The sequence below is a fragment of the Halomonas fontilapidosi genome, assembly GCF_014192285.1.
Classification (GTDB): domain Bacteria; phylum Pseudomonadota; class Gammaproteobacteria; order Pseudomonadales; family Halomonadaceae; genus Halomonas; species Halomonas fontilapidosi.
In genome coordinates this window covers 13,686-33,311 of sequence record NZ_JACHXQ010000016.1, presented here as the reverse complement: position 1 = coordinate 33,311, position 19,626 = coordinate 13,686, and the positions used below count along the sequence as shown (strand labels likewise).

20 protein-coding genes are annotated in these 19,626 nt (G+C 63.3%); 17 read left to right on the top strand and 3 right to left on the bottom strand.

The genetic code is table 11. From position 1 onward, the window contains the following. Positions 1-47: 47 nt before the first annotated feature. The gene (locus tag FHR95_RS16340; protein ID WP_183315206.1) at positions 48-701 is read right to left on the bottom strand and encodes a methionine ABC transporter permease; all 654 of its coding nucleotides are present in this window, start codon (positions 699-701) and stop codon (positions 48-50) included. After that, the gene (locus FHR95_RS16335) at positions 682-1,740 is read right to left on the bottom strand and encodes a methionine ABC transporter ATP-binding protein (protein ID WP_040187099.1); all 1,059 of its coding nucleotides are present in this window, start codon (positions 1,738-1,740) and stop codon (positions 682-684) included. Before FHR95_RS16335 ends, FHR95_RS16340 begins: the two co-directional genes overlap by 20 nt. A 438-nt stretch (positions 1,741-2,178) precedes the next feature. Between FHR95_RS16335 and FHR95_RS16330 the strand changes: the two genes are divergently transcribed. The 14 genes from FHR95_RS16330 (at position 2,179) to FHR95_RS16265 (ending at position 16,346) form a co-directional block, all read left to right on the top strand. After that, positions 2,179-2,808: a riboflavin synthase subunit alpha gene (locus FHR95_RS16330; RefSeq protein WP_183315205.1), complete on the top strand. Its 630-nt coding sequence runs from the start codon at positions 2,179-2,181 to the stop codon at positions 2,806-2,808. A 219-nt stretch (positions 2,809-3,027) separates the two neighbouring features. Continuing rightward, positions 3,028-4,332: an NCS2 family permease gene (locus FHR95_RS16325; protein ID WP_040187097.1), complete on the top strand. Its 1,305-nt coding sequence runs from the start codon at positions 3,028-3,030 to the stop codon at positions 4,330-4,332. A gap of 42 nt (positions 4,333-4,374) precedes the next feature. Further along, positions 4,375-4,920 carry an adenine phosphoribosyltransferase gene (locus tag FHR95_RS16320; protein WP_040187096.1) on the top strand — a complete coding sequence of 182 codons (546 nt, stop codon included), beginning with the start codon at positions 4,375-4,377 and terminating at the stop codon, positions 4,918-4,920. Positions 4,921-4,925: 5 nt separating this feature from the next. Further along, entirely contained in the window at positions 4,926-5,405 is a 480-nt protein-coding gene (gpt, locus tag FHR95_RS16315; protein ID WP_040187095.1) for a xanthine phosphoribosyltransferase, read from the top strand. A 2-nt stretch (positions 5,406-5,407) separates the two neighbouring features. Further along, entirely contained in the window at positions 5,408-6,091 is a 684-nt protein-coding gene (gene ung, locus FHR95_RS16310) for a uracil-DNA glycosylase (RefSeq protein WP_040187094.1), read from the top strand. 97 nt (positions 6,092-6,188) lie between these two features. Beyond that, complete coding sequence (upp, locus tag FHR95_RS16305; protein ID WP_040187093.1) at positions 6,189-6,818, top strand: uracil phosphoribosyltransferase; 630 nt, start codon at positions 6,189-6,191, stop codon at positions 6,816-6,818. A gap of 384 nt (positions 6,819-7,202) precedes the next feature. Then, the gene (locus FHR95_RS16300; protein WP_183315204.1) at positions 7,203-8,291 is read left to right on the top strand and encodes an ABC transporter ATP-binding protein; all 1,089 of its coding nucleotides are present in this window, start codon (positions 7,203-7,205) and stop codon (positions 8,289-8,291) included. A 1-nt stretch (position 8,292) separates the two neighbouring features. Further along, the gene (locus tag FHR95_RS16295; protein WP_183315203.1) at positions 8,293-9,393 is read left to right on the top strand and encodes an ABC transporter ATP-binding protein; all 1,101 of its coding nucleotides are present in this window, start codon (positions 8,293-8,295) and stop codon (positions 9,391-9,393) included. Continuing rightward, on the top strand, positions 9,386-10,267 hold the full coding sequence (locus tag FHR95_RS16290; protein WP_040187078.1) for a carbohydrate ABC transporter permease: 882 nt from the start codon (positions 9,386-9,388) through the stop codon (positions 10,265-10,267). The genes FHR95_RS16295 and FHR95_RS16290 overlap by 8 nt, the downstream gene beginning before the upstream one ends. Position 10,268: 1 nt before the next feature. Further along, complete coding sequence (locus FHR95_RS16285; protein WP_098180669.1) at positions 10,269-11,162, top strand: carbohydrate ABC transporter permease; 894 nt, start codon at positions 10,269-10,271, stop codon at positions 11,160-11,162. A gap of 12 nt (positions 11,163-11,174) precedes the next feature. Further along, positions 11,175-11,447 carry a DUF2160 domain-containing protein gene (locus FHR95_RS16280; protein WP_040187076.1) on the top strand — a complete coding sequence of 91 codons (273 nt, stop codon included), beginning with the start codon at positions 11,175-11,177 and terminating at the stop codon, positions 11,445-11,447. Between the two features lie 57 nt (positions 11,448-11,504). Next, positions 11,505-13,247 (top strand): ABC transporter substrate-binding protein, encoded by a 1,743-nt coding sequence (locus FHR95_RS16275; RefSeq protein ID WP_183315202.1) that lies wholly within the window; start codon positions 11,505-11,507, stop codon positions 13,245-13,247. 148 nt (positions 13,248-13,395) lie between these two features. Beyond that, entirely contained in the window at positions 13,396-15,006 is a 1,611-nt protein-coding gene (locus FHR95_RS16270; RefSeq protein WP_183315201.1) for a glycerol-3-phosphate dehydrogenase/oxidase, read from the top strand. Between the two features lie 98 nt (positions 15,007-15,104). Continuing rightward, positions 15,105-16,346, top strand: coding sequence for a uracil-xanthine permease family protein (locus FHR95_RS16265; RefSeq protein ID WP_183315200.1), 1,242 nt, complete (start codon positions 15,105-15,107; stop codon positions 16,344-16,346). A gap of 6 nt (positions 16,347-16,352) precedes the next feature. Here the strand turns inward: FHR95_RS16265 and FHR95_RS16260 are convergent, their stop codons facing one another. After that, entirely contained in the window at positions 16,353-16,937 is a 585-nt protein-coding gene (locus FHR95_RS16260) for a cupin domain-containing protein (RefSeq protein ID WP_040187073.1), read from the bottom strand. Positions 16,938-17,130: 193 nt separating this feature from the next. On the opposite strand from FHR95_RS16260, the gene mobA reads away from it, so the two are divergent. From mobA to moeA, 3 genes are read left to right on the top strand one after another with little or no spacing between them, the layout of a single operon-like run. Next, positions 17,131-17,775 carry a molybdenum cofactor guanylyltransferase MobA gene (gene mobA / locus FHR95_RS16255; RefSeq protein ID WP_183315199.1) on the top strand — a complete coding sequence of 215 codons (645 nt, stop codon included), beginning with the start codon at positions 17,131-17,133 and terminating at the stop codon, positions 17,773-17,775. Then, the gene (gene mobB / locus FHR95_RS16250; RefSeq protein ID WP_183315198.1) at positions 17,772-18,368 is read left to right on the top strand and encodes a molybdopterin-guanine dinucleotide biosynthesis protein B; all 597 of its coding nucleotides are present in this window, start codon (positions 17,772-17,774) and stop codon (positions 18,366-18,368) included. Before mobA ends, mobB begins: the two co-directional genes overlap by 4 nt. Beyond that, the gene (gene moeA, locus FHR95_RS16245; RefSeq protein WP_183315197.1) at positions 18,365-19,618 is read left to right on the top strand and encodes a molybdopterin molybdotransferase MoeA; all 1,254 of its coding nucleotides are present in this window, start codon (positions 18,365-18,367) and stop codon (positions 19,616-19,618) included. Before mobB ends, moeA begins: the two co-directional genes overlap by 4 nt. Positions 19,619-19,626 lie beyond the last annotated feature (8 nt).

The window sequence follows — 19,626 nt, the reverse complement described above, 5'->3', positions numbered from 1 at the left end:
AATAACCAGAAAAATTTTAATGCATTTTGGTTATCTTCCCGAAAGCTTCACTTGTGGTCGCTCTTGCGCACCAAATAATCCCCCAGGCTCTGAAAGCCCTGAACCATCACCACCAGGATCACCACGGTGATCAGCATGATGGTGGGGTTGAAGCGGTTGTAGCCATAGCGAATGCCCAGGTCACCGAGGCCGCCGCCGCCCACGGCGCCGGCCATGGCCGAGTAGCTGACCAGGGTGACCACCGTTACCGTGAGCGCCGTGAAGATGCCGCCGCGGGCCTCGGGCACCAGCACCTTGGTGATGATCTGCCAGGGCGTGGCGCCCATCGACTGGGCAGCTTCGACCAGGCCCGGGGGAATCTCATTGAGGGCACCCTCCACCAGTCGCGCCACGAAGGGGATGGCGGCGATGGTCAGCGGTACCACGGCGGCATTGGTGCCGATCGACGAGCCGACCAGCATCCTCGTAAAGGGGATGATGGCGACCATCAGGATGATGAAGGGGATCGAGCGGCCGATGTTGGTGATCGCCCCCAGTACACGGTTGAGCGTCGGCTCGGCGAGAATCTGGCGCGGCCGCGTGACGTAGAGCAGTACGCCCAGCGGGATGCCGACCAGCGCCGAGATGACGCCCGAGGCTGCCACCATATATAGCGTATCCAGGGTGGCCTTGAGGATCAGGTCAATCATTGCGCTGGACATGGCCGAGCACCTCCACTTGCAGGTCGTGGGATTCGAGATAGTCGAGGGCTTCACGGGTCTTCTCCGCCGGCCCCATCAACTCGGCGATCATCAGTCCCAGGGTGCGTTCCTGGATCGACTCCACCTTGGCCTGGAGGATGCTCACCTCCACGCTGCATTCGCGGGCCAGACGTGAGATCAGCGGCGTCGAAACGGCATCCCCCGAGAAGGCTAGGCGAACCACCGGGTGGCTGTGCGGGCCGGGATGGGCCTCGAGACGCTCGATCAGGGCGCGCGGCGGTTCCAATTCCAGGAAGTCGTTCAGGAAGTCGCGTCCCAGCTGGGTGCGCGGCGCGGTGAAGAAGTCGCCCACCTCGGCCTCCTCGACCAGTTCGCCGTCGGCGATCAGGCTGACGCGGTGGCAGATCGACTTCACCACCTCCATCTCGTGGGTGATCAGCAGGATGGTCAGGCCCAGCTTCTGGTTGATGTCGCGCAGCAGCTCCAGGATCGCGCCGGTGGTGTGGGGATCCAGTGCCGAGGTGGCCTCGTCGCAGAGCAGCACCTTGGGGCGGCTGGCCAGCGCCCGGGCGATGGCCACCCGCTGCTTCTGGCCACCGGAGAGTTGCGCCGGATACTGTCGTGCCTTGTCGGCCAGGCCCACCAGTTCCAGCAGCGGCGTGACCCGCTCACGGATCTCACTGCGCTTCATGCCCATCAGTTCCAGTGGCAGGGCCACATTGGCGAAGACGGTGCGCGAGGTCAGCAGGTTGAAGTGCTGGAAGATCATGCCGATGCGGTGGCGGGCCTGGTTGAGGGCCGCCCCCGAGAGGGCCGTCAGTTCCTGGCCGTCCACGGTGACGGTGCCCGTGGTGGGGCGCTCGAGCAGGTTGACGCAGCGGATCAGGGTGGACTTGCCGGCACCGGAGAGGCCGATCACGCCATGGATCTGTCCCTGGGGTACGTGGAGGTCGGCATGCTTGAGTGCCGTCACGGCCGCGCTGCTGCTGCGCCGTCCCTTGGGGTAGTAGGTCTTGGAAACGTCGTGGAGTCGAATCATCACAGCCGCCGGTGGGGCGCCGGTCGAGCGTCGGGCGGGCAGGGCAGTGGGTAGGCACAAAAAAAGGCCACCCTGGCGGGTGGCCATCAACGCTGGACACACCCTTTTAGCTGCACTTCACGCCATGGATTGCCTTGGGGCTCTCCATGACGTCGGCGCCCGCAATCCGGGTTCAAATCGGCGCCTTCAAAATGTAGCCGCCAACAATAGGTTTCGAACGGGCTTATGTCAATGCGAACGGGAGATGATATCGTTAAGAACGCTTTGATCTGGTGAGATTTCCTGCCTGACGCTATAGCGCTGGAACATATTTGTCGTGGCGTGGATGTCGTTGGAGGCTGGCGCCTCGCCCGTTGCGGCCATGGACGTCTTTTCTGCAGTTACCTAGACTGGCTTTCTTTCCCGGCCCGGAGCGGCCGGTCAGCACGAGGAGCGTTCATGTTCACAGGCATCGTACAGGGCACCGCCGAGGTGGTGGCCATCCATGAGGCGCAGGCCTTTCGCACCCATGTGCTGGCACTGCCGTCAGAGCTGCGCGAGGGACTGGCGCTGGGGGCCTCGGTGGCCCACAACGGGGTCTGCCTCACGGTGACGGCCATCGATGGCGAGCGGGTCAGCTTCGATCTCATGCGAGAGACGCTGCGGGTGACCAATCTTGGTGCGGTGGCGGTGGGTGACCGCGTCAATATCGAGCGTGCAGCGCGTTTTGGCGATGAAATCGGCGGTCATGCCATGTCCGGCCATGTCATGGCGCTGGCCGAGCTGGTTGAGCTCGATGAGGCCCCCAATAATCGCCGGCTGTGGTTTGAAGTGCCGCACGCGCTGGGCCGTTTCCTGTTCGACAAGGGCTATATCGGCGTCGATGGCATCAGCCTGACCATTGGCCAGACGCTTCCTGCCAGCGCGGCCCATGGTCCGCGCTTCTGTGTCGACCTGATCCCCGAGACCCTGGCGCGCACGGTCCTGGTAGACCGGGTCCCGGGGGATGTCGCAAATATCGAGATAGACCCCCAGACCCAAGCCATCGTCGAGACGGTGGAGCGCGTGCTGGAAGCACGTGACGAGTGATGCGTCACGCCGGGTCCTGACCATTCCGTCAAGTCTGCGTTGGATGGCCGGGTGGCGAATGGCCCGCAAGTTGCTTAACTATGCTGGACCGTGCTGTCCTTGGCTACCCGGGTGCCTCGCCACGCGCCGAGGCTTTGGGTACCATAGGCGGCTTTTCTCGCGGGCTTTCTCGCATCCCTCAGGACCAACACAACGTCCACGCGCGCAGGAACGATAACCATGCTGCAACGCCTGATCGACAACCAGTTCAAGCTGGTCGAGCACAAGACTGATGTGAAGACCGAGGTCATCGCCGGGATCACCACCTTCCTGACCATGGCCTACATCATCTTCGTCAACCCGAGCATTCTCTCCCAGGCCGGCATGGACTATGGCGCGGTGTTTGTCGCCACCTGCCTGGCCGCGGCGGTGGGCTGTCTCATCATGGGGCTATGGGCCAACTATCCCATTGCCCAGGCACCGGGCATGGGCCTCAACGCCTTCTTTACCTACGGCGTGGTGCTGGGCATGGGCTACACCTGGGAGGCGGCGCTGGGCGCGGTCTTCCTGTCCGGCTTCATCTTCTTTCTGCTCAGCATCTTCAGAGTCCGCGAGTGGATCATCAACTCGATCCCGCTATCCCTGCGCTTGGGGATTGCCGCGGGCATCGGGCTCTTCCTGGCGATGATCGCGCTGAAGAATGCCGGTATCGTGGTAGCCAACGACGCGACCTATGTGGCCCTCGGAGATCTCTCCGAGCCCGCCGCGCTCTATGCGCTTCTGGGCTTCTTCGTGATCACCGCGCTGGCCTACCTAAAGGTCACCGGTGCGGTGATGATCGGCATTCTTGGCGTTACCGTGCTGGCCATGGTGCTGGGGCATAACGAGTTTGGTGGCTTCATGTCCATGCCGCCTTCCATCGCGCCGACCTTCATGGCGATGGATCTGGCCGGTGCCCTGGACGTCGCGATGCTCAGCGTGATCTTCGCCTTCCTGTTCGTCGACCTGTTCGACACCTCCGGTACCCTGGTTGGCGTGGCCCACAAGGGTGGGCTGCTGGACAAGGATGGCAAGCTGCCACGCATCGGTCGCGCGATGATGGCCGATAGCGGCGCCTCCATGGCCGGTGCAGCACTGGGGACTTCCACCACCACCAGCTACATCGAGTCCACGGCCGGTATTGCCTCCGGTGGCCGTACCGGCCTGACCGCCGTGGTGGTAGCGGTACTCTTCCTGATCAGTCTGTTCTTCGCACCGCTGGCGGGCTCCATCCCGGCCTACGCCACCGCCGGGGCCCTGCTGTATGTGGCGGTGCTGATGGCCGGCAGCCTGGCGCATGCCAACTGGGACGACCCGACTGACGCTGCGCCGGTGCTGATCGCCGCCCTGGCCATGCCGCTGACCTTCTCGATCGCCGAGGGTATCGCGCTGGGCTTCATCAGCTACGCCGCGATCAAGACGCTCTCCGGGCGCTTCAAGGACCTGAATCCCGCGGTGATCGTGCTGGCGCTGCTGTTTGCCGGCAAGTTCCTGTTCCTTGGCTAATTCTTCTCTAGCTACTGTACTCACTCACCGAGGCTCGACCCGATGAGCATCTATGGCGACTACATCAAGTCCGTGATCCGCACGGTCCCCGACTGGCCGCAGTCGGGCGTCAACTTTCGCGACATCACACCGCTGCTGCAGAACAGTGCGGCCTTCCGCAAGCTGGTAGACAGCTTCGTGCATCGCTATCAGGAGATGGATCTCGACGCCATTGCCGCCATCGATGCCCGGGGCTTCATCATCGGTGCACCGCTCGCGTATGAGCTTGGCTGCAGCTTCGTGCCGGTGCGCAAGAAGGGCAAGCTGCCGTTCCGCACCATCAGCGAGACCTATACCCTGGAGTACGGCGAGGCCGAGGTGGAACTGCACTCCGATGCGTTCCACAAGGGAGATCGTATCCTGGTCGTCGACGACCTGATTGCCACCGGTGGTACCATGCTGGCGGCGGCGAAGTTGATCACCCGTAGCGGCGGTCAGGTCGTCGAGACCGCCACCATCGTCGACCTGCCGGATCTGGGCGGGTCTCAGCGCATCCGTGAAGCGGGCTTCGGCGTGTTCTCCGTCTGCTCCTTCACCGAGGACGAATAATCGGCATGAGTACCCATCGCTATCACCAGCACTTCACCGTTTCCTGGGATCAGCTGCATCGTGACGTGCGCGAACTCTGCCACCGGCTGATCGAACGCGACTTCAAGGGCATCGTCGCCATTACCCGCGGTGGGTTGATTCCCGCGGCCCTGATCGCTCGGGAACTCGATGTGCGCTTGATCGATACCGTCTGCATCAAGAGTTACGATCACATGGAGCAGGGCGGCCTGGAGGTGCTGAAGGGCGTCGACCATCAAGGCGAGGGCTGGTTGCTGGTCGATGACCTGGTGGATACCGGCCGGACCGCCAAGGCCGTGCGCGAGATGCTGCCGAACGCCCACTTCGTGACCATCTATGCCAAGCCCGATGGCAAGCCGCTGGTCGACCAGTACCTTACCGAGGTGGCCCAGGACTGCTGGATCCAGTTTCCCTGGGACATGGGCGTGGCCTACGTCGAGCCGCTGGTCGATCAGGCAAAGCGTTGAGTATGGCCTGTCCGCTCCCCGACAGCTGGCAGCAGTGGCTGGGCGATGAGTTCGAGGCGCCCTACATGCAGTCGTTGCGCGACTTCCTGGCGGCCGAGAAGGCCGCCAGGAAGGTCGTCTATCCCCACTCGGCGGACTGGTTTCGTGCCTTCGAGCTGACGCCGCTGGACCGGGTCAAGGTGGTGATCCTTGGCCAGGATCCTTATCACGGCCCGAACCAGGCCCATGGCCTTTGCTTCTCGGTGCGTCCTGGCGTGCGCGTCCCTCCTTCGCTGGCCAACATCTACAAGGAGCTGCAGGCGGATGTGGGCTTCCAGCCGGTGGATCACGGCAATCTCGAGTCCTGGGCGCGCCAGGGCGTGCTGCTGCTCAATACCTCGCTGACGGTGGAGCAGGGCAATGCCGGCTCGCACCGCGGCAAGGGCTGGGAGACCTTCACCGACCGCGCCATCGCCACGGTCAGCGCGCATGCCGAGCCCACGGTGTTCCTGCTGTGGGGCAGCCCGGCCCGCAAGAAGAAGGCGCTGGTCGATACCTCGCGCCACCTGGTGCTGGAATCTCCGCATCCCTCGCCGCTCTCCGCCCACCGCGGCTTCTTCGGCAACCACCATTTTTCCCGGGCCAATGCCTTCCTGGTCGAGCACGGGCGTGAGCCCATCGACTGGCAGCTACCCGCACAGCCTTAACCTTAACGCGGGATGCGGTTAGAATGGCCGCCAATTTGTCGTTGCTGTCCATCCGACGATAGTCGCCACGTTTCTACCGCCGCCCAAGAGGTCTCCCATGAGTGTCCACGCCATCCAGCATCCCCTTGTCCAGCATAAGGTCGGCCTGATGCGCGAAGCCGGCATCAGCACCAAGAGCTTTCGCGAACTGGCCGGCGAGCTGGCCAAGTTGCTCACCTACGAGGCGACCAGCGACCTGGAGCTCCAGGAGCAGGAAATCGATGGCTGGAGCGGCAACAAGATTCCGGTGCAACTTCTCAAGGGCAAGAAGGTCACCATCGTGCCGATCCTGCGGGCGGGGCTGGGCATGCTCGATGGCGTCACCGACCTGATTCCCAGCGCTCGGATCAGCGTGGTGGGCCTCTATCGTGACGAGGAGACGCTGGAGCCGGTGCCGTACTTTGCCAAGTTCGCGGGCGACCTCGACGAGCGCATGGCGATCGTCATCGATCCCATGCTGGCCACGGGTGGCACCATGGTGGCGACACTGGACATGCTGCGTGAGCGCGGCTGCAAGCACATGAAGGTCATCGTGCTGGTTGCCGCTCCCGAGGGCATCAAGCGAGTGCAGGATGCCTACCCCGATATCGAGCTCTACACCGCGGCAGTAGACGACCATCTGGACGAGAACGGCTACATCGTCCCCGGCCTGGGCGACGCGGGGGACAAGATCTTCGGCACCCGTTGAATCCTGCAGCGGCGCTTCACTGACGCCAGCCCCACCTGATCTGCGAAACTGCTTCAGGTGAGGCTGGCGCTTTCGTTTTCGGCCTTCCGCTTACGGTCTTCCACGGCCTTCCTTTCCGTACCATGAAATGTTCGTTTTCGATCACTCTGCAACATGGATTGCCAGTCTGCCTTTCGTCATCCCTCACTCGACAACCCTTAGACAAAAGTTCAACTAGCACTAAAATTATTTATTTAACAACAGGTTAAGTTGAAAATAACGGTCCCGACCGTCAGAGCAGCGCAATTTTCGATTGAAGACATTTGTGTTTGAAAGCGAATCTCAGCTACGTTGTGTTCAGCAGTCTCAGAACCCACCACATAACAACGAACCGTCGAGATCTGTATGTCCTTGATCCTAGATAACATCGACCACGTGGTCGGTGGCGCCACTCACATATCGGGCGTCAACCTGGAGCTCCAGCCGGGCTCCTTCAACGTCCTTCTGGGGCGGACGCTGGCCGGCAAGACCACTCTGATGCGCCTGATGGCAGGACTCGATGCGCCGACTCGGGGGCGCATCCTGATGGATGGGGAGGACGTGACCGGTCGCTCGGTGCGCAAGCGCAACGTCTCCATGGTCTATCAGCAGTTCATCAACTATCCCGCCCTGACCGTCTTCGACAACATCGCGTCGCCGCTCAAGCTTGCCAAGGTCTCCCGGCCCGAGATCGACCGGCGAGTGCGCGAGGTTGCCGAAATGCTGCACATCGAGCACTTGCTCGATCGCCAGCCCCTTGAGCTCTCAGGCGGCCAGCAGCAGCGGACCGCCATGGGGCGCGCGCTGGTAAAGGATGCCGATGTCGTGCTCTTCGACGAGCCGCTGGTGAACCTGGATTACAAGCTGCGCGAGGAATTTCGCGAAGAGCTGCGCTCGGTATTCAGCGAGCGCAACTGTATTGCCGTGTATGCCACCACCGAGCCCGCCGAGGCGCTGGCACTGGGCGGCAATACGGCCGTGCTTCACGAAGGCCGCCTGCTGCAGTACGGTCGCACCGAGGATGTCTACCACCGTCCTAGCGACATCCTGACCGCCGAGATGTTTTCCGAACCGCCGATCAACATCGTCAAGGGTATCATCTCCGGGTCCGAGGTGACCTTCGACAAGACGCTGCATTTTCCCATCAACGACGACCTGCGCACCCTCGCGCCGGGTGAGTATCGTTTCGGCGTGCGCGCTTCACACATCTCTCTCTCGCCGCGTGCCAAGGACGACATCGAAGTCAAGATGACCGTCGACCTGGCGGAAATCAGCGGCTCCGAGACCTTTCTCCACGTGCATAACGACCTCTTCCACATGACCGTTCACCTCGAAGGGGTCCACGAGTTCCGCGTCGATGCCCCGGTGACGCTCTATTTCCCCACCCACAAGGTCTATGCCTTCGATCGCCAGGGCGCGGTGGTGCATATTCCGACTCACCTGGGGGGCCTCTGACATGGCCGAGATCACCCTGAAATCCCTGGCCCATACCTACCTGCCCGAGCCTCAGTCGCCGGAAGATTATGCCATCCGCGAGATGAATCACGTCTGGCACCAGGGCGGCGCCTACGCGCTGCTCGGTCCGTCGGGCTGCGGCAAGTCGACCCTGCTCAACATCATCTCCGGATTGCTGGAACCCTCCAGCGGCGACGTGCTCTTCGACGGTGAGGTGGTCAACTCCCTGCCGCCCGAGGCACGTAACATTGCCCAGGTTTTCCAGTTCCCCGTCATCTACGACACCATGACGGTCTACGACAACCTGGCGTTTCCGCTGCGCAACGTGCGCACGCCTGAAGCCCGCGTTCACGAGCGCGTCATGGAAGTCGCCGACGTCCTGGAGCTCACCGCCCAGCTGAAGCGCAAGGCCAAGAACCTCACCGCCGATGAAAAGCAGAAGGTCTCCATGGGCAGGGGGTTAGTGCGCGAGGACGTCTCGGCGATTCTCTTCGACGAGCCGCTTACCGTTATCGATCCTCAGCTCAAGTGGAAGCTGCGCCGCAAGCTGAAGGAGATCCACCAGCGTTTCGAAATCACCATGGTCTACGTCACCCATGATCAGCTCGAAGCGTCCACCTTCGCCGACAAGATCGCCGTGATGTACGAGGGCCAGGTGGTGCAGTTCGGTACGCCCAGGGAACTCTTCGAGACGCCCAACCACACCTTCGTGGGTTACTTCATCGGCAGCCCGGGCATGAACTTCCTGGATGTCACGACGCGTGACGAGAGGGTAATGGCCGGTGATACCCAGCTGACGGTAGGGAAGAACGTGCACGATGCCGTTGCCAATGCCCGCTCCACCAACATCAAGCTCGGTATCCGCCCCGAATTCATCGAGGTGCATGCCGAGCCGGTCGAGGGGGGCATGCAGGCCAGGGTCGAGCATTCCCAGGATCTGGGCACCTACTCGATCGTCTATCTGATGCTTGGCGGTATCGCCCTTAAGGCCCGCATCGAGGAAGACCAGAAGACGCCCTCGGGTAAGGCCTGGCTGCGCTTCCCCGACGAGCGAATCGGGCTTTACGTCGACGAATTCCGCGTGGAGATCGATCATGAATAAAGTCTATAACAATCGTGCATGGTGGCTAATTCTGCCCATGCTGCTGCTGGTGGCGTTCTCGGCCGTCATTCCGCTGATGACCGTGGTGAACTACTCGGTCCAGGACGTTTTCGATGCCAATACGCGCTTCTTTACGGGCACCGAGTGGTTCAAGGAGATGCTCAACGACCCGGCGCTGCAATCGGCGGTGTTGCGGCAGTTTGCCTTCTCGCTGACCGTGCTGGCCATCGAGGTACCTTTGGGGATCGGCATCGCCCTGATCATGCCCAAGAAGGGCTGGCAGGCGTCGGCCGTGCTGATCCTCGTCACCATGCCGCTGCTGATTCCCTGGAATGTGGTGGGCAGCATCTGGCAGATCTTCACGCGGGGGGATATCGGCCTGATGGGATGGGGCCTGCGCGAGCTCGGCTATGGCTACAACATCACGGCGAGCCCGGTGGATGCCTGGGCCACCATTATCCTGATGGACGTCTGGCACTGGACCCCGTTGATTGCCTTGCTCTGCTATAGCGGCCTGCGCTCGATCCCCGATGCCTACTATCAGGCGGCGCGTATCGATCGCGCCTCGAAGTGGGCCGTATTTCGCTATATCCAGCTCCCCAAGCTGACCAATGTGCTGGTGATCGGTGTGCTGCTGCGCTTCATGCATTCCTTCATGATCTACGCCGAACCCTTCGTGCTCACCGGCGGGGGGCCTGGCAGTTCCACGACCTTCCTCAGCCAGTCGCTGACCACCATGGCCATTGGCCAGCAGGATCTCGGGCCCTCGGCGGCATTCTCGCTGATCTATTTCCTGATCATCCTGCTGGTCACCTGGGTGTTCTACACCGCGATCATGAACATGCAGAAAGACGACAACAACAAGGAGGCATGACATGAGTGATTCATTGCCCACTACGCCAGAAGCCGTTCGCCAGCGCGCCGCCGCCGCCGATAACCGGCGTCGCCGTCAGGCCCGCCCTGTGTCCCGTCAATGGCGCCGTCGGGGATTGATGACGGCGTACATCGTGTTCGTGCTGCTGCCGATCTACTGGCTGCTCAACATGTCCTTCCAGTCCAATACCGAGATTCTCGGCGGGCTGACCCTGTTGCCCGAGGACTTTACCACCGAGCACTATGCCAAGATCCTCACCGAGCCCAGCTGGTACATGGGCTACGTCAACTCGATCACCTACGTACTGATGAACATGTTGATCAGCATCGCGGTGGCACTCCCGGCGGCCTATGCCTTTAGCCGTTATAAGTTTATCGGCGACAAGCACCTGTTCTTCTGGCTGCTGACCAACCTGATGGCGCCACCAGCGGTCTTCCTGCTGCCTTATTTCCAGCTCTACTACACCGTTGGGCTCTTCGATACCCATGTGGCGGTCGCGCTGGCCCACTGTCTGTTCAACATTCCGCTGGCGGTGTGGATTCTCGAGGGCTTCATGAGTGGCGTGCCCAAGGAGATCGACGAGACGGCCTTCATCGATGGCTACAGCTTCCCGAGATTCTTCGTGAAGATTTTTATCCCCATGATCAGCTCGGGTATCGGCGTGACCCTGTTCTTCCTGTTCATGTTCTCCTGGGTCGAGTTGCTGCTTGCCAGCACCCTGACCTCCACAAACGCCCAGCCCATCGCCTCGGTGATGACCCAGACCAAGGGCGCCTCGGGGATCGACTGGGGAGCGCTCGCCGCTGCCGGCACGTTGACCATATTGCCTGGCATCGTGGTGGTCTATTTCGTTCGTAACCACATTGCCAAGGGCTTTGCCCTGGGCCGTACCTGAGGAGGACACGACATGGAATGGATGGTCTGGACCACACCCACCACGGTCTTCTTCGCGGTCATTGCTGCCATGCTGGCGAGCATGACGGCCTGGGAAGTCATCTCACCGACAGTCGAGCGCAAGGGCTTTCTGCCGATCGCGACGACACGTGGTGACCGGCTCTTCATCGGGCTGCTCTGCGCGGCCTATATTCACCTGGTGGTGGTGGGGTTTACCCCGCTCAGCATCTGGCTGGCTCTCGGCGCATCGGTACTCTGGCTACTGATCCTGATGCGCTGGGGCTGACAGAAACGCATGGAGCCTAATGTCCAGGGACGGACGACAACAACTCAAGAGGTCAACATGAAAGCGACAACAATGCGACTCTCTCTACTGGCGGCCGGTGTCATGCTGGCAAGCCCTGCGCTGCACGCCGACAATCACGATGCCCGCGCCATTGCCGAACGGCTGGTCGACGAACACTTCCAGAACTCGACGCTCTCCCGCGAGGCGCAGATCGAGGAGCTGATGTGGTTCGCCAAGGCCGCCGAGCCCTATCGCGACATGGAGATCAACACGGTCGCCGAGGGCCTGACCACCCACATCTACGAGCGGGATGTGCTGGCCGAGGCGTTCGGCGAACTAACCGGCATCGACGTGACCCACAACATCATTGGCGAGGGTGATGTGGTCAACAACATGCAGACCCAGATGCAGTCGGGTCGCAATATCTACGATGGCTATGTCAACGACTCCGATGCCATCGGCACGCACATTCGTTACGGCACCACTATTAATATCTCCAACGCCATGGAGAACGAATGGGCCGATGTCACGCTGCCGACCCTGGACCTCGATGACTTCATCGGTCTTCAGTACGGCACCGGCCCGGACGGCAGCATCTACCAGCTGCCGACCCAGCAGTTTGCCAACCTCTACTGGTTCCGCTACGACTGGTTCCAGCGCGAGGACCTCCAGAATCAGTTCCGCGATATCTATGGCTATGACCTGGGGGTGCCCACCAACTGGACCGCCTACCAGGACATTGCCGAGTTCTTTACCGAGCACGTCGGCGAGATTGATGGCACCAAGGTCTATGGCCACATGGACTATGGGCGTCGCGACCCGTCGCTGGGCTGGCGTTTCCACGACTCCTGGCTCTCCATGGCCGGCATGGGCAGCCCCGGCGTGCCGTTCGGCAACCCGGTGGATGACTGGGGCATCCGAGTGAACGAAGAGAGCCAGCCGGTCGGTGCCAGTGTGTCGCGCGGCGGTGCCACCAACTCACCGGCCTCGGTGTTTGCCGTCACCAAGATGGTGGATTGGCTCGAGAAGTATGCCCCGCCCGAAGCCAGCGGCATGACCTTCGGTGAGGCCGGGCCGGTGCCTGCTCAGGGCAACATCGCTCAGCAGATGTTCTGGTACACCGCCTTCACCGCCGACATGACCGCGCCCGACCTGCCGGTCACCGATGATGAGGGCAACCCCAAGTGGCGCATGGCGCCGTCGCCCACTGGGCCGTATTGGGAAGAGGGCATGAAGGTCGGCTATCAGGACGTGGGCTCCTGGACCTTCTTCGACTCCACTCCGGAGGATCGTCGCACCGCGGCTTGGCTGTTCGCGCAGTTCACCGTCTCCAAGACGGTCTCGCTGGAGAAGCTCATGGAGGGCCTCACGCCAATTCGCGAGTCGGACGTGTTCTCTGAGCAGATGACCGAGATGGCGCCGAAACTGGGTGGCCTGGTCGAGTTCTATCGCAGCCCCAAGGAGTCCAACTGGACGCCGTCTTCCACCAACGTGCCGGATTATCCGCGCATGGCACCGCTGTGGTGGCAGAACCTGGCGCCGGCGGTCAATGGTGAGATCACCCCGCAGGACGCGCTTGATAACCTGGCCGGCGACATGGACAGCATCATGGCGCGCCTGGCGCGGGCCAGCGTCTTCGAGACCTATGCCCCCAACCTGAACGAGGAGCGTGATCCCCAGTACTGGCTCGAGCAGCCGGGGTCGCCGAAGGCGAAGCTGGCCAACGAGATGCCGCAGGGCACGACCGTTCCTTACGACGAAATGATGGAGGCGTGGATGGCTGCCGGTTCTCGCGAGTAATGAGCAGGCGGGTCGTCTGACTCGTTTGCCGTTGCCCCGGCTTATGTCGGGGCCGTTCAAGATCGTGTAACCGGTTGCCTGAACGGGACCCATGGCCCCGCTCGGTGCATACCGAGCGGGGCCTGTTGCTTTGAAAAAAGGGCCAGACATGCAACTCAGAGAGAACAACATCCGCAAGTTCCCCGATCAGGTCTTCGATGCGCTGATCATCGGTGGCGGCATCAATGGCGCTTCCGCGGCGGCAGCGCTGAGCGGAAAGGGGGCCAAGGTCGCGCTGATCGATCGCGGAGATTTCGCCGGCAGCACCAGCATGCACTCGTCCAACCTGGTGTGGGGCGGCATCAAGTACATGGAGAGCGGCGACTTCAAGCTGGTGCGCAAGCTGTGCAAGAGCCGTAATCACCTGATCAAGAGCTATCCCTCCACGGTGCAGGAGATTCGCTTCCTGACCACCATCAACAAGGGCTTTCGCCACCATCCGCTATATCCCTGGGCCGGCACCTGGCTCTATTGGCTGATGGGCAGTGCCTTTACGCGGATGCCCGACTTTCTGCGCCCAGCAAGAATCAAGGCGCGGGAGCCGATCATCGATACCCGCAATGCGCAGGGGGGCTTCGAGTATTCCGATGCCTACCTGCACGACAACGACGCGCGTTTCGTCTTCAACTTCGTGCGCGGCGCCCTGGATTTCGGCACCGTGGCGGCCAACTATGTCGAATCCCAGGGCGCTCGTCGTGAAGGCGACCTCTGGGTGACCACGGTCCGCGACCGTACCAATGATCATACCTTCGAGATTCGCTCCCGAGTATTGATCAATGCGGCCGGGCCCTGGGTCGACCAGCACAACAGCCTCTCGGGACAGCAGACTGACCATCGCCATGTCTTTTCCAAGGGCATTCACCTGATCGTGCCCCGGCTGACGGAGAGTAAGCGTGTGCTCGCCTTCTTCGCCGACGACGGCCGCCTGTTCTTCGTTATTCCCATGGGCCCGCGCACCTGTATTGGCACCACCGATACGCGGGTCGAGAAGCCGGAGGTCGGGGCGACGGAAGAGGATATTCGCTTCGTGCTCGACAATATCAACACGCGACTCGAGCTCGAGTCGCCACTAGGCAAGGAGGACATTATCGCCACGCGCTGTGGTGTGCGGCCGCTGGCGGTCAAGCCCAGCGGCGGCGGCGATCGGGATTTCCTCAACCTGTCGCGCAAGCATGCCATCGACATCGACGCCGAGAAGCGCCATCTGAGCATCTTTGGCGGCAAGCTGACCGACTGCCTCAATGTCGGTGAGGAAGTCGTCGAGGAGGTGCGTCGGCTCGGCGTCGAGATCCCCTATCCGGATGTTCGCTGGTACGGTGAGCCCGATGCGTCGGTTCGCGAGGCCTTCATGCACCAGGCGCGACTGATGGACCTGGATGCCATGACCAGCGACGCGGCTTCCGAGCCTCTCAGCACTCGGCTGTGGCGACGCTATGGGGCGCAGGCGTTGGAGATGCTCGAGGACATTCGCCAGGATCCCCACCAAGGGGAAGTGCTGATCGAAGGCACCGAATATTTGCGATGTGAGCTGAAGCTGGCCAGGCGTCGCGAGATGGTGACCAAGCTGGAGGATTTTCTGAGACGCCGCTCCAAGGTCTCGCTGGTGGTGCCCGAGTCGAGCATCCGTCATTCGCCGGGGCTGCGCGAGGCCTGCGATATTCTCTTCGGTGACCAGGCCGAGGCGCGTCTACAGGAGTATCTGGAGGCAGAGGCGGAGTGAAAGACGGGCGGCAATGAGTGCCAACGCGCGGCAGGCTGGTAGAATACTGCGCGAGCTTTCTCTCTCCCACTGCCCCGACCCTTACGGAGCCCTGCACCATGACCGACAATACGGCGGCGGCCGCGATGCCCACCGAGTCTCCTTTACGCACCCTGCTGACCGGGGCGCAGATGCTCTTCGTGGCCTTCGGCGCCCTGGTGCTGGTGCCGCTGCTGACCGGCCTGGATCCCAATGTGGCGCTGTTCACGGCGGGCATTGGCACCCTGATCTTCCATGGCGTGACGCGAGTCAGCGTCCCCGTCTTTCTGGCCTCGTCGTTTGCCTTCATTGCCCCTATCCAGGGCTCGGTGGCGAACTACGGCATTCCGGCCACCCTGGGAGGGCTGATGGTAGCCGGCCTGGTCTACGTGACGATCTCCCAGTTCGTGCGTCTCAAGGGCACCGCCTGGCTGCATCGACTGCTGCCGCCGGTGGTCGTGGGGCCGGTAATCATGGTGATCGGCTTGGCGCTGGCTCCGGTGGCGGTGGACATGGCCACCGGCGAGACCAGCGATAACATCGGCTATGGTGCGGCGATCTTCCTCTCCATGGCCAGTCTGCTGGTCACCCTGGTGCTGGCGGTGTTCGGTCGCGGCCTGATCAGGCTGGTGCCGATCATGGGCGGTATCCTCGCCGGGTACGGGCTGGCGCTGGTGATGGGCGTGGTGGATTTCACGCCGGTTCATGGATCGGCCTGGCTATCATTGCCGTCATTTACCGCACCGAGCTTTCACTGGGCGGCGATCCTCTTCATGATTCCGGTCGCCATTGCCCCGGCGGTGGAGCATATCGGTGACATGATCGCGATCGGCTCGGTGACGCGCCGGAACTACCTGGAAAAACCTGGCCTGCATCGCACCCTGCTGGGTGACGGCCTGGCCACGACCGCCGCGGCGCTCTTCGGTGGGCCACCCAATACCACCTACTCCGAGGTCACCGGCGCCGTGACCCTGACGCGTGCCTTCAACCCCAAGATCATGGTGGTAGCGGCCTGTATCGCCATCGTGCTGGCCTTCGTCGGCAAGCTCGGCGCGCTGTTGCAGACCATCCCCGGCCCGGTGATGGGCGGCATCATGACCCTGCTCTTTGGCTCCATTGCCGTGGTCGGCATGAATACCCTGGTGCGGGCCGGCAAGCCGCTTACCGCACCGCGCAACCTGGTGGTGGTCTCGCTGGTGCTGGTCTTCGGCATCGGCGGCATGCAGTTCGGCAACGGCCAGTTCACCTTGCAGGGCGTCAGCCTCGCCGCCCTGGTTGGCATCGTCCTCAACTGGGTTCTGCCCCGCGCCGAGGAGGAGTGAGCCCGTTCAGGCGTGGTGCTGCTCCTGGCCCGCGTCGGAGAAGGTCGGCGGGGTGCTGGCGCTGACGATCACGCACTCCTCGTCGCCGGGGTTGCGGAAGCGGTGGGGCAGGCGGGAGTCGAAGTAATAGGCATCGCCTGCGCCCAGCACCTCCACCTCCCCATTCACGGTGAGCTCGATCTGCCCCGAGATCACCACGCCGCCTTCCTCGCCATCGTGTTCCAGCATTTCCTCGCCGCTGTCGGCACCAGGGGGATAGCGCTCGTGGATGATCGACATGCGGCGGTCGGGTCGCCGAGCGGCTACCAGCCGCCAGGAAAGGTTGCCGTCGCCAATCTCGGTCAGCTCGCTGTGGCGATAGAAGGAGTGTGGCGGACTGGGCTCGTCGCCGGCGAAGAAGGCGCTGATCGATACCGGCAGGGCGTCGAGTATCTTCTTCAGCGAACTCACCGACGGGCTGACGTTGTTCTGCTCGACCAGTGAGATGGTGCTGTTGGTGACCCCGGCTCGCTTGGCCAGTTCTCGCTGCGACAGCTTGCGAGAAACCCTGAGCTGCTTGAGCCTGGCGCCTACATCGAATGCCTCGTCCATGGATCGGTCCTAGCCGCGGTCGGTGCCGCTTTCGTGGAATATTTTCAACATAGTGTACCTCCTTGGAGGAACAGGGATAAGCCGCGGCTTGACCGGTGTCAGAGGCGGGCGCCAGCGTGGACGCTCGGCATGGCACGCGCCGCCGGGCTGAGGCATCATGACCCATGACATGACCGATTCGTCAGGAGCCTACATGATCACCCGAGATGAGCTGACCGGCCTGATCCTGGCCGGCGGCCAGGGGCGCCGGATGGGCGGTCGCGACAAGGGGCTCGAACCCTTCGCCGGACGCCCGCTGGTGGCCCATGTTCGCGAGCGCCTGGCAGGGCGGGTCGCCGAGGTGCTGATCAACGCCAACCGCAACGCCGAGGCCTATGCGCCGCTGGCCGATCGCGTGATCCAGGATGCCGAAGGCGGCTTCCAGGGGCCGCTGATGGGTATCTACAGCGGCCTGCGTGCCGCCGCCACCCCCTGGCTGCTGGTGGTGCCCTGCGATACACCGGCCCTGCCTCGAGACCTGGTGGATCGGACGGTGGCCGCTGTTAACCAGAGCCCGGACGAATGCGATATTGCCGTGGCCTGCGATGGCGAGCGGTTGCATCCGGTGGTGGCGCTGATTCGCACCGCCCTGGTGGAGGACCTGGCGGCGGTCCTGGCCGAGGGTGAGCGCAAGATCGATCGCTGGTACGCCCGTCACGCCTGGTGTCGGGTGGATGTCAGCGACTGCCCCGATGCCTTCGCCAACCTCAATACCGATGAGGAGAAACAGCGGCTTGAGCGTGCCCTTAGCGAGGCGACGTCAGATCCCGCAGGAAACAAGGAGCCCCTGAGCCCATGAGCGATGGCGTAGCGGAGAACCTGTCGTTCGACAATGACCTGCCACTGCTGGGTATCGCTGCCTGGAGCGGTACCGGCAAGACCACCCTGCTGGAGCAGCTGCTGCCCCGCCTCGGCGAGCGCGGCCTGCGTGTGGCGGTGATCAAGCACGCTCATCACGGCTTCGACGTCGACCAGCCCGGCAAGGACAGCCATCGCCTGCGTCAGGCCGGCGCGTCGCCGATGCTGGTGGCGTCCCGTGCGCGGGTGGCGCTGATGATGGAGACCCCGGGACGCGAGGAGGCCGATCTCGCCGAACTCATCGATATGGTGCGTCCCCAGCGGCCCGACCTGGTGCTGGTGGAGGGCTTCAAGGCCTGGCCGCTGCCCAAGCTCGAGCTCTATCGCCCCGAGGTGGGGAAGTCGCTACGCGTCGCCGAGGATCCCTGGGTGCGCGCCGTGGCCAGTGACGCGCCGCTGACGCTGCCCCAGGACGTCGAGGCGCTCGATCTCAATGATCTCGCGGCACTCACCGACTGGATCGCCGCCTGGCCCGCCCGTTGGCCGGCGAGTCAACTGCCCCGCGAGCGCAACCGTGAGGGAGCCGCGCCATGACGCTCTCCTGCTTCGATCTCGGCGAGCGCATGCTCTCGGTGGCGGAGGCGCGCACGCGGCTGGCCAGTCTGGTCGAGGCGCCGCTGCACGCGGAACGGGTCGCGCTGGCCGAGCTTTACGGCCGGGTGCTGGCCGAGGATGCGGTCTCACCCATCGACGTACCCCAGAACACCAATGCCGCCATGGACGGTATCGCCCTGGCCTGGCCCATGGCTGACACGCCACCCGACGCGTGGCGCGTCGTCGGCGAGGTGTTCGCCGGCCGCCGCCTCGATAATGCGCTGGGTGCCGGCGAGTGCGTGCGCATCACCACCGGGGCGCCACTGCCGCCGGGGGCGAACACCGTGATCATGCTCGAGCAGCTCGAGACGTGCGGCGAGACGGTAACGATCCTTCAACCCGAGCGCGTGAGGCGTGGCCAGCATGTGCGTCAGGCCGGCGAGGACATTCCCCGTGGCCATAGGGCGCTGCCTGCCGGCACTCGACTGGGGGCAGCCGAACTGGGCCTGCTGGCTTCGCTGGGGCTGGTTGATGCGATGGTGTATCGTCGCCCGCGGGTGGCAATCTTCTCTACCGGCGACGAAGTGACCGCACCCGGGGAGCCGCTGCCACCCGCCGGTATCTTCGATGCCAACCGTTACACGCTGGCCGGTCTGCTCGCCCAGCAGGGCGCTGAGCTGACCGATCTGGGCGTCCTGCCTGACGACCGCGAGGCCATGATCGCCGCCCTGGGCGATGCCGCAGAGTGGGCCGACATGGTGATCACCAGTGGCGGCGTGTCGGTGGGCCATGCCGATTTCACTCGCGCGGCGCTGGAAGCGGTCGGCCGTCTGGCGTTCTGGCGCATCGCCATCCGTCCCGGGCGCCCCCTGGCCTGCGGCCTGCTGGGCAAGCGCGGGACACCCTTTGTGGGCCTGCCCGGCAACCCGGTGGCGGTGATGGTGACCTTCCTGCAGTTCGTGGCGCCGCTGCTCTCCACGTTGCAGGGAAGGGCGGTGCGCGAGCCCGAACGGTGGACCGCCATCGCCGACGAGGCCCTCAAGAGCCGGCTCGGCCGCACTGACTACCTGCGCGGCCACTACCGTGGCGACGCCGACGGCCGCCTGCACGTGCGCGGCACCGGGGCCCAGGGCTCCGGCATCCTCTCCTCGATGGTGGCGGCCAACTGCCTGATCGAGCTTACCGATGATCGCGAGGGGGCGGCCCCGGGCGAGACGGTGAGCATCCAACCCCTTTACAGACTGCCATGAGACGCTGA

Excerpts from the sequence above, each read along its gene's own strand:
- mobA (WP_183315199.1), top strand. The coding sequence starts at position 17,131 with ATGATCACCCGAGATGAGCTGACCGGCCTGATCCTGGCCGGCGGCCAG.
- FHR95_RS16300 (WP_183315204.1), top strand. The coding sequence starts at position 7,203 with ATGTCCTTGATCCTAGATAACATCGACCACGTGGTCGGTGGCGCCACT.
- mobB (WP_183315198.1), top strand. The coding sequence starts at position 17,772 with ATGAGCGATGGCGTAGCGGAGAACCTGTCGTTCGACAATGACCTGCCA.
- FHR95_RS16285 (WP_098180669.1), top strand. The coding sequence starts at position 10,269 with ATGAGTGATTCATTGCCCACTACGCCAGAAGCCGTTCGCCAGCGCGCC.
- upp (WP_040187093.1), top strand. The coding sequence starts at position 6,189 with ATGAGTGTCCACGCCATCCAGCATCCCCTTGTCCAGCATAAGGTCGGC.
- FHR95_RS16265 (WP_183315200.1), top strand. The coding sequence starts at position 15,105 with ATGACCGACAATACGGCGGCGGCCGCGATGCCCACCGAGTCTCCTTTA.
- FHR95_RS16320 (WP_040187096.1), top strand. The coding sequence starts at position 4,375 with ATGAGCATCTATGGCGACTACATCAAGTCCGTGATCCGCACGGTCCCC.
- FHR95_RS16335 (WP_040187099.1), bottom strand. The coding sequence starts at position 1,740 with ATGATTCGACTCCACGACGTTTCCAAGACCTACTACCCCAAGGGACGG.
- gpt (WP_040187095.1), top strand. The coding sequence starts at position 4,926 with ATGAGTACCCATCGCTATCACCAGCACTTCACCGTTTCCTGGGATCAG.
- moeA (WP_183315197.1), top strand. The coding sequence starts at position 18,365 with ATGACGCTCTCCTGCTTCGATCTCGGCGAGCGCATGCTCTCGGTGGCG.
- FHR95_RS16280 (WP_040187076.1), top strand. The coding sequence starts at position 11,175 with ATGGAATGGATGGTCTGGACCACACCCACCACGGTCTTCTTCGCGGTC.
- FHR95_RS16325 (WP_040187097.1), top strand. The coding sequence starts at position 3,028 with ATGCTGCAACGCCTGATCGACAACCAGTTCAAGCTGGTCGAGCACAAG.
- ung (WP_040187094.1), top strand. The coding sequence starts at position 5,408 with ATGGCCTGTCCGCTCCCCGACAGCTGGCAGCAGTGGCTGGGCGATGAG.
- FHR95_RS16260 (WP_040187073.1), bottom strand. The coding sequence starts at position 16,937 with ATGGACGAGGCATTCGATGTAGGCGCCAGGCTCAAGCAGCTCAGGGTT.
- FHR95_RS16330 (WP_183315205.1), top strand. The coding sequence starts at position 2,179 with ATGTTCACAGGCATCGTACAGGGCACCGCCGAGGTGGTGGCCATCCAT.
- FHR95_RS16290 (WP_040187078.1), top strand. The coding sequence starts at position 9,386 with ATGAATAAAGTCTATAACAATCGTGCATGGTGGCTAATTCTGCCCATG.
- FHR95_RS16275 (WP_183315202.1), top strand. The coding sequence starts at position 11,505 with ATGAAAGCGACAACAATGCGACTCTCTCTACTGGCGGCCGGTGTCATG.
- FHR95_RS16340 (WP_183315206.1), bottom strand. The coding sequence starts at position 701 with ATGTCCAGCGCAATGATTGACCTGATCCTCAAGGCCACCCTGGATACG.
- FHR95_RS16295 (WP_183315203.1), top strand. The coding sequence starts at position 8,293 with ATGGCCGAGATCACCCTGAAATCCCTGGCCCATACCTACCTGCCCGAG.
- FHR95_RS16270 (WP_183315201.1), top strand. The coding sequence starts at position 13,396 with ATGCAACTCAGAGAGAACAACATCCGCAAGTTCCCCGATCAGGTCTTC.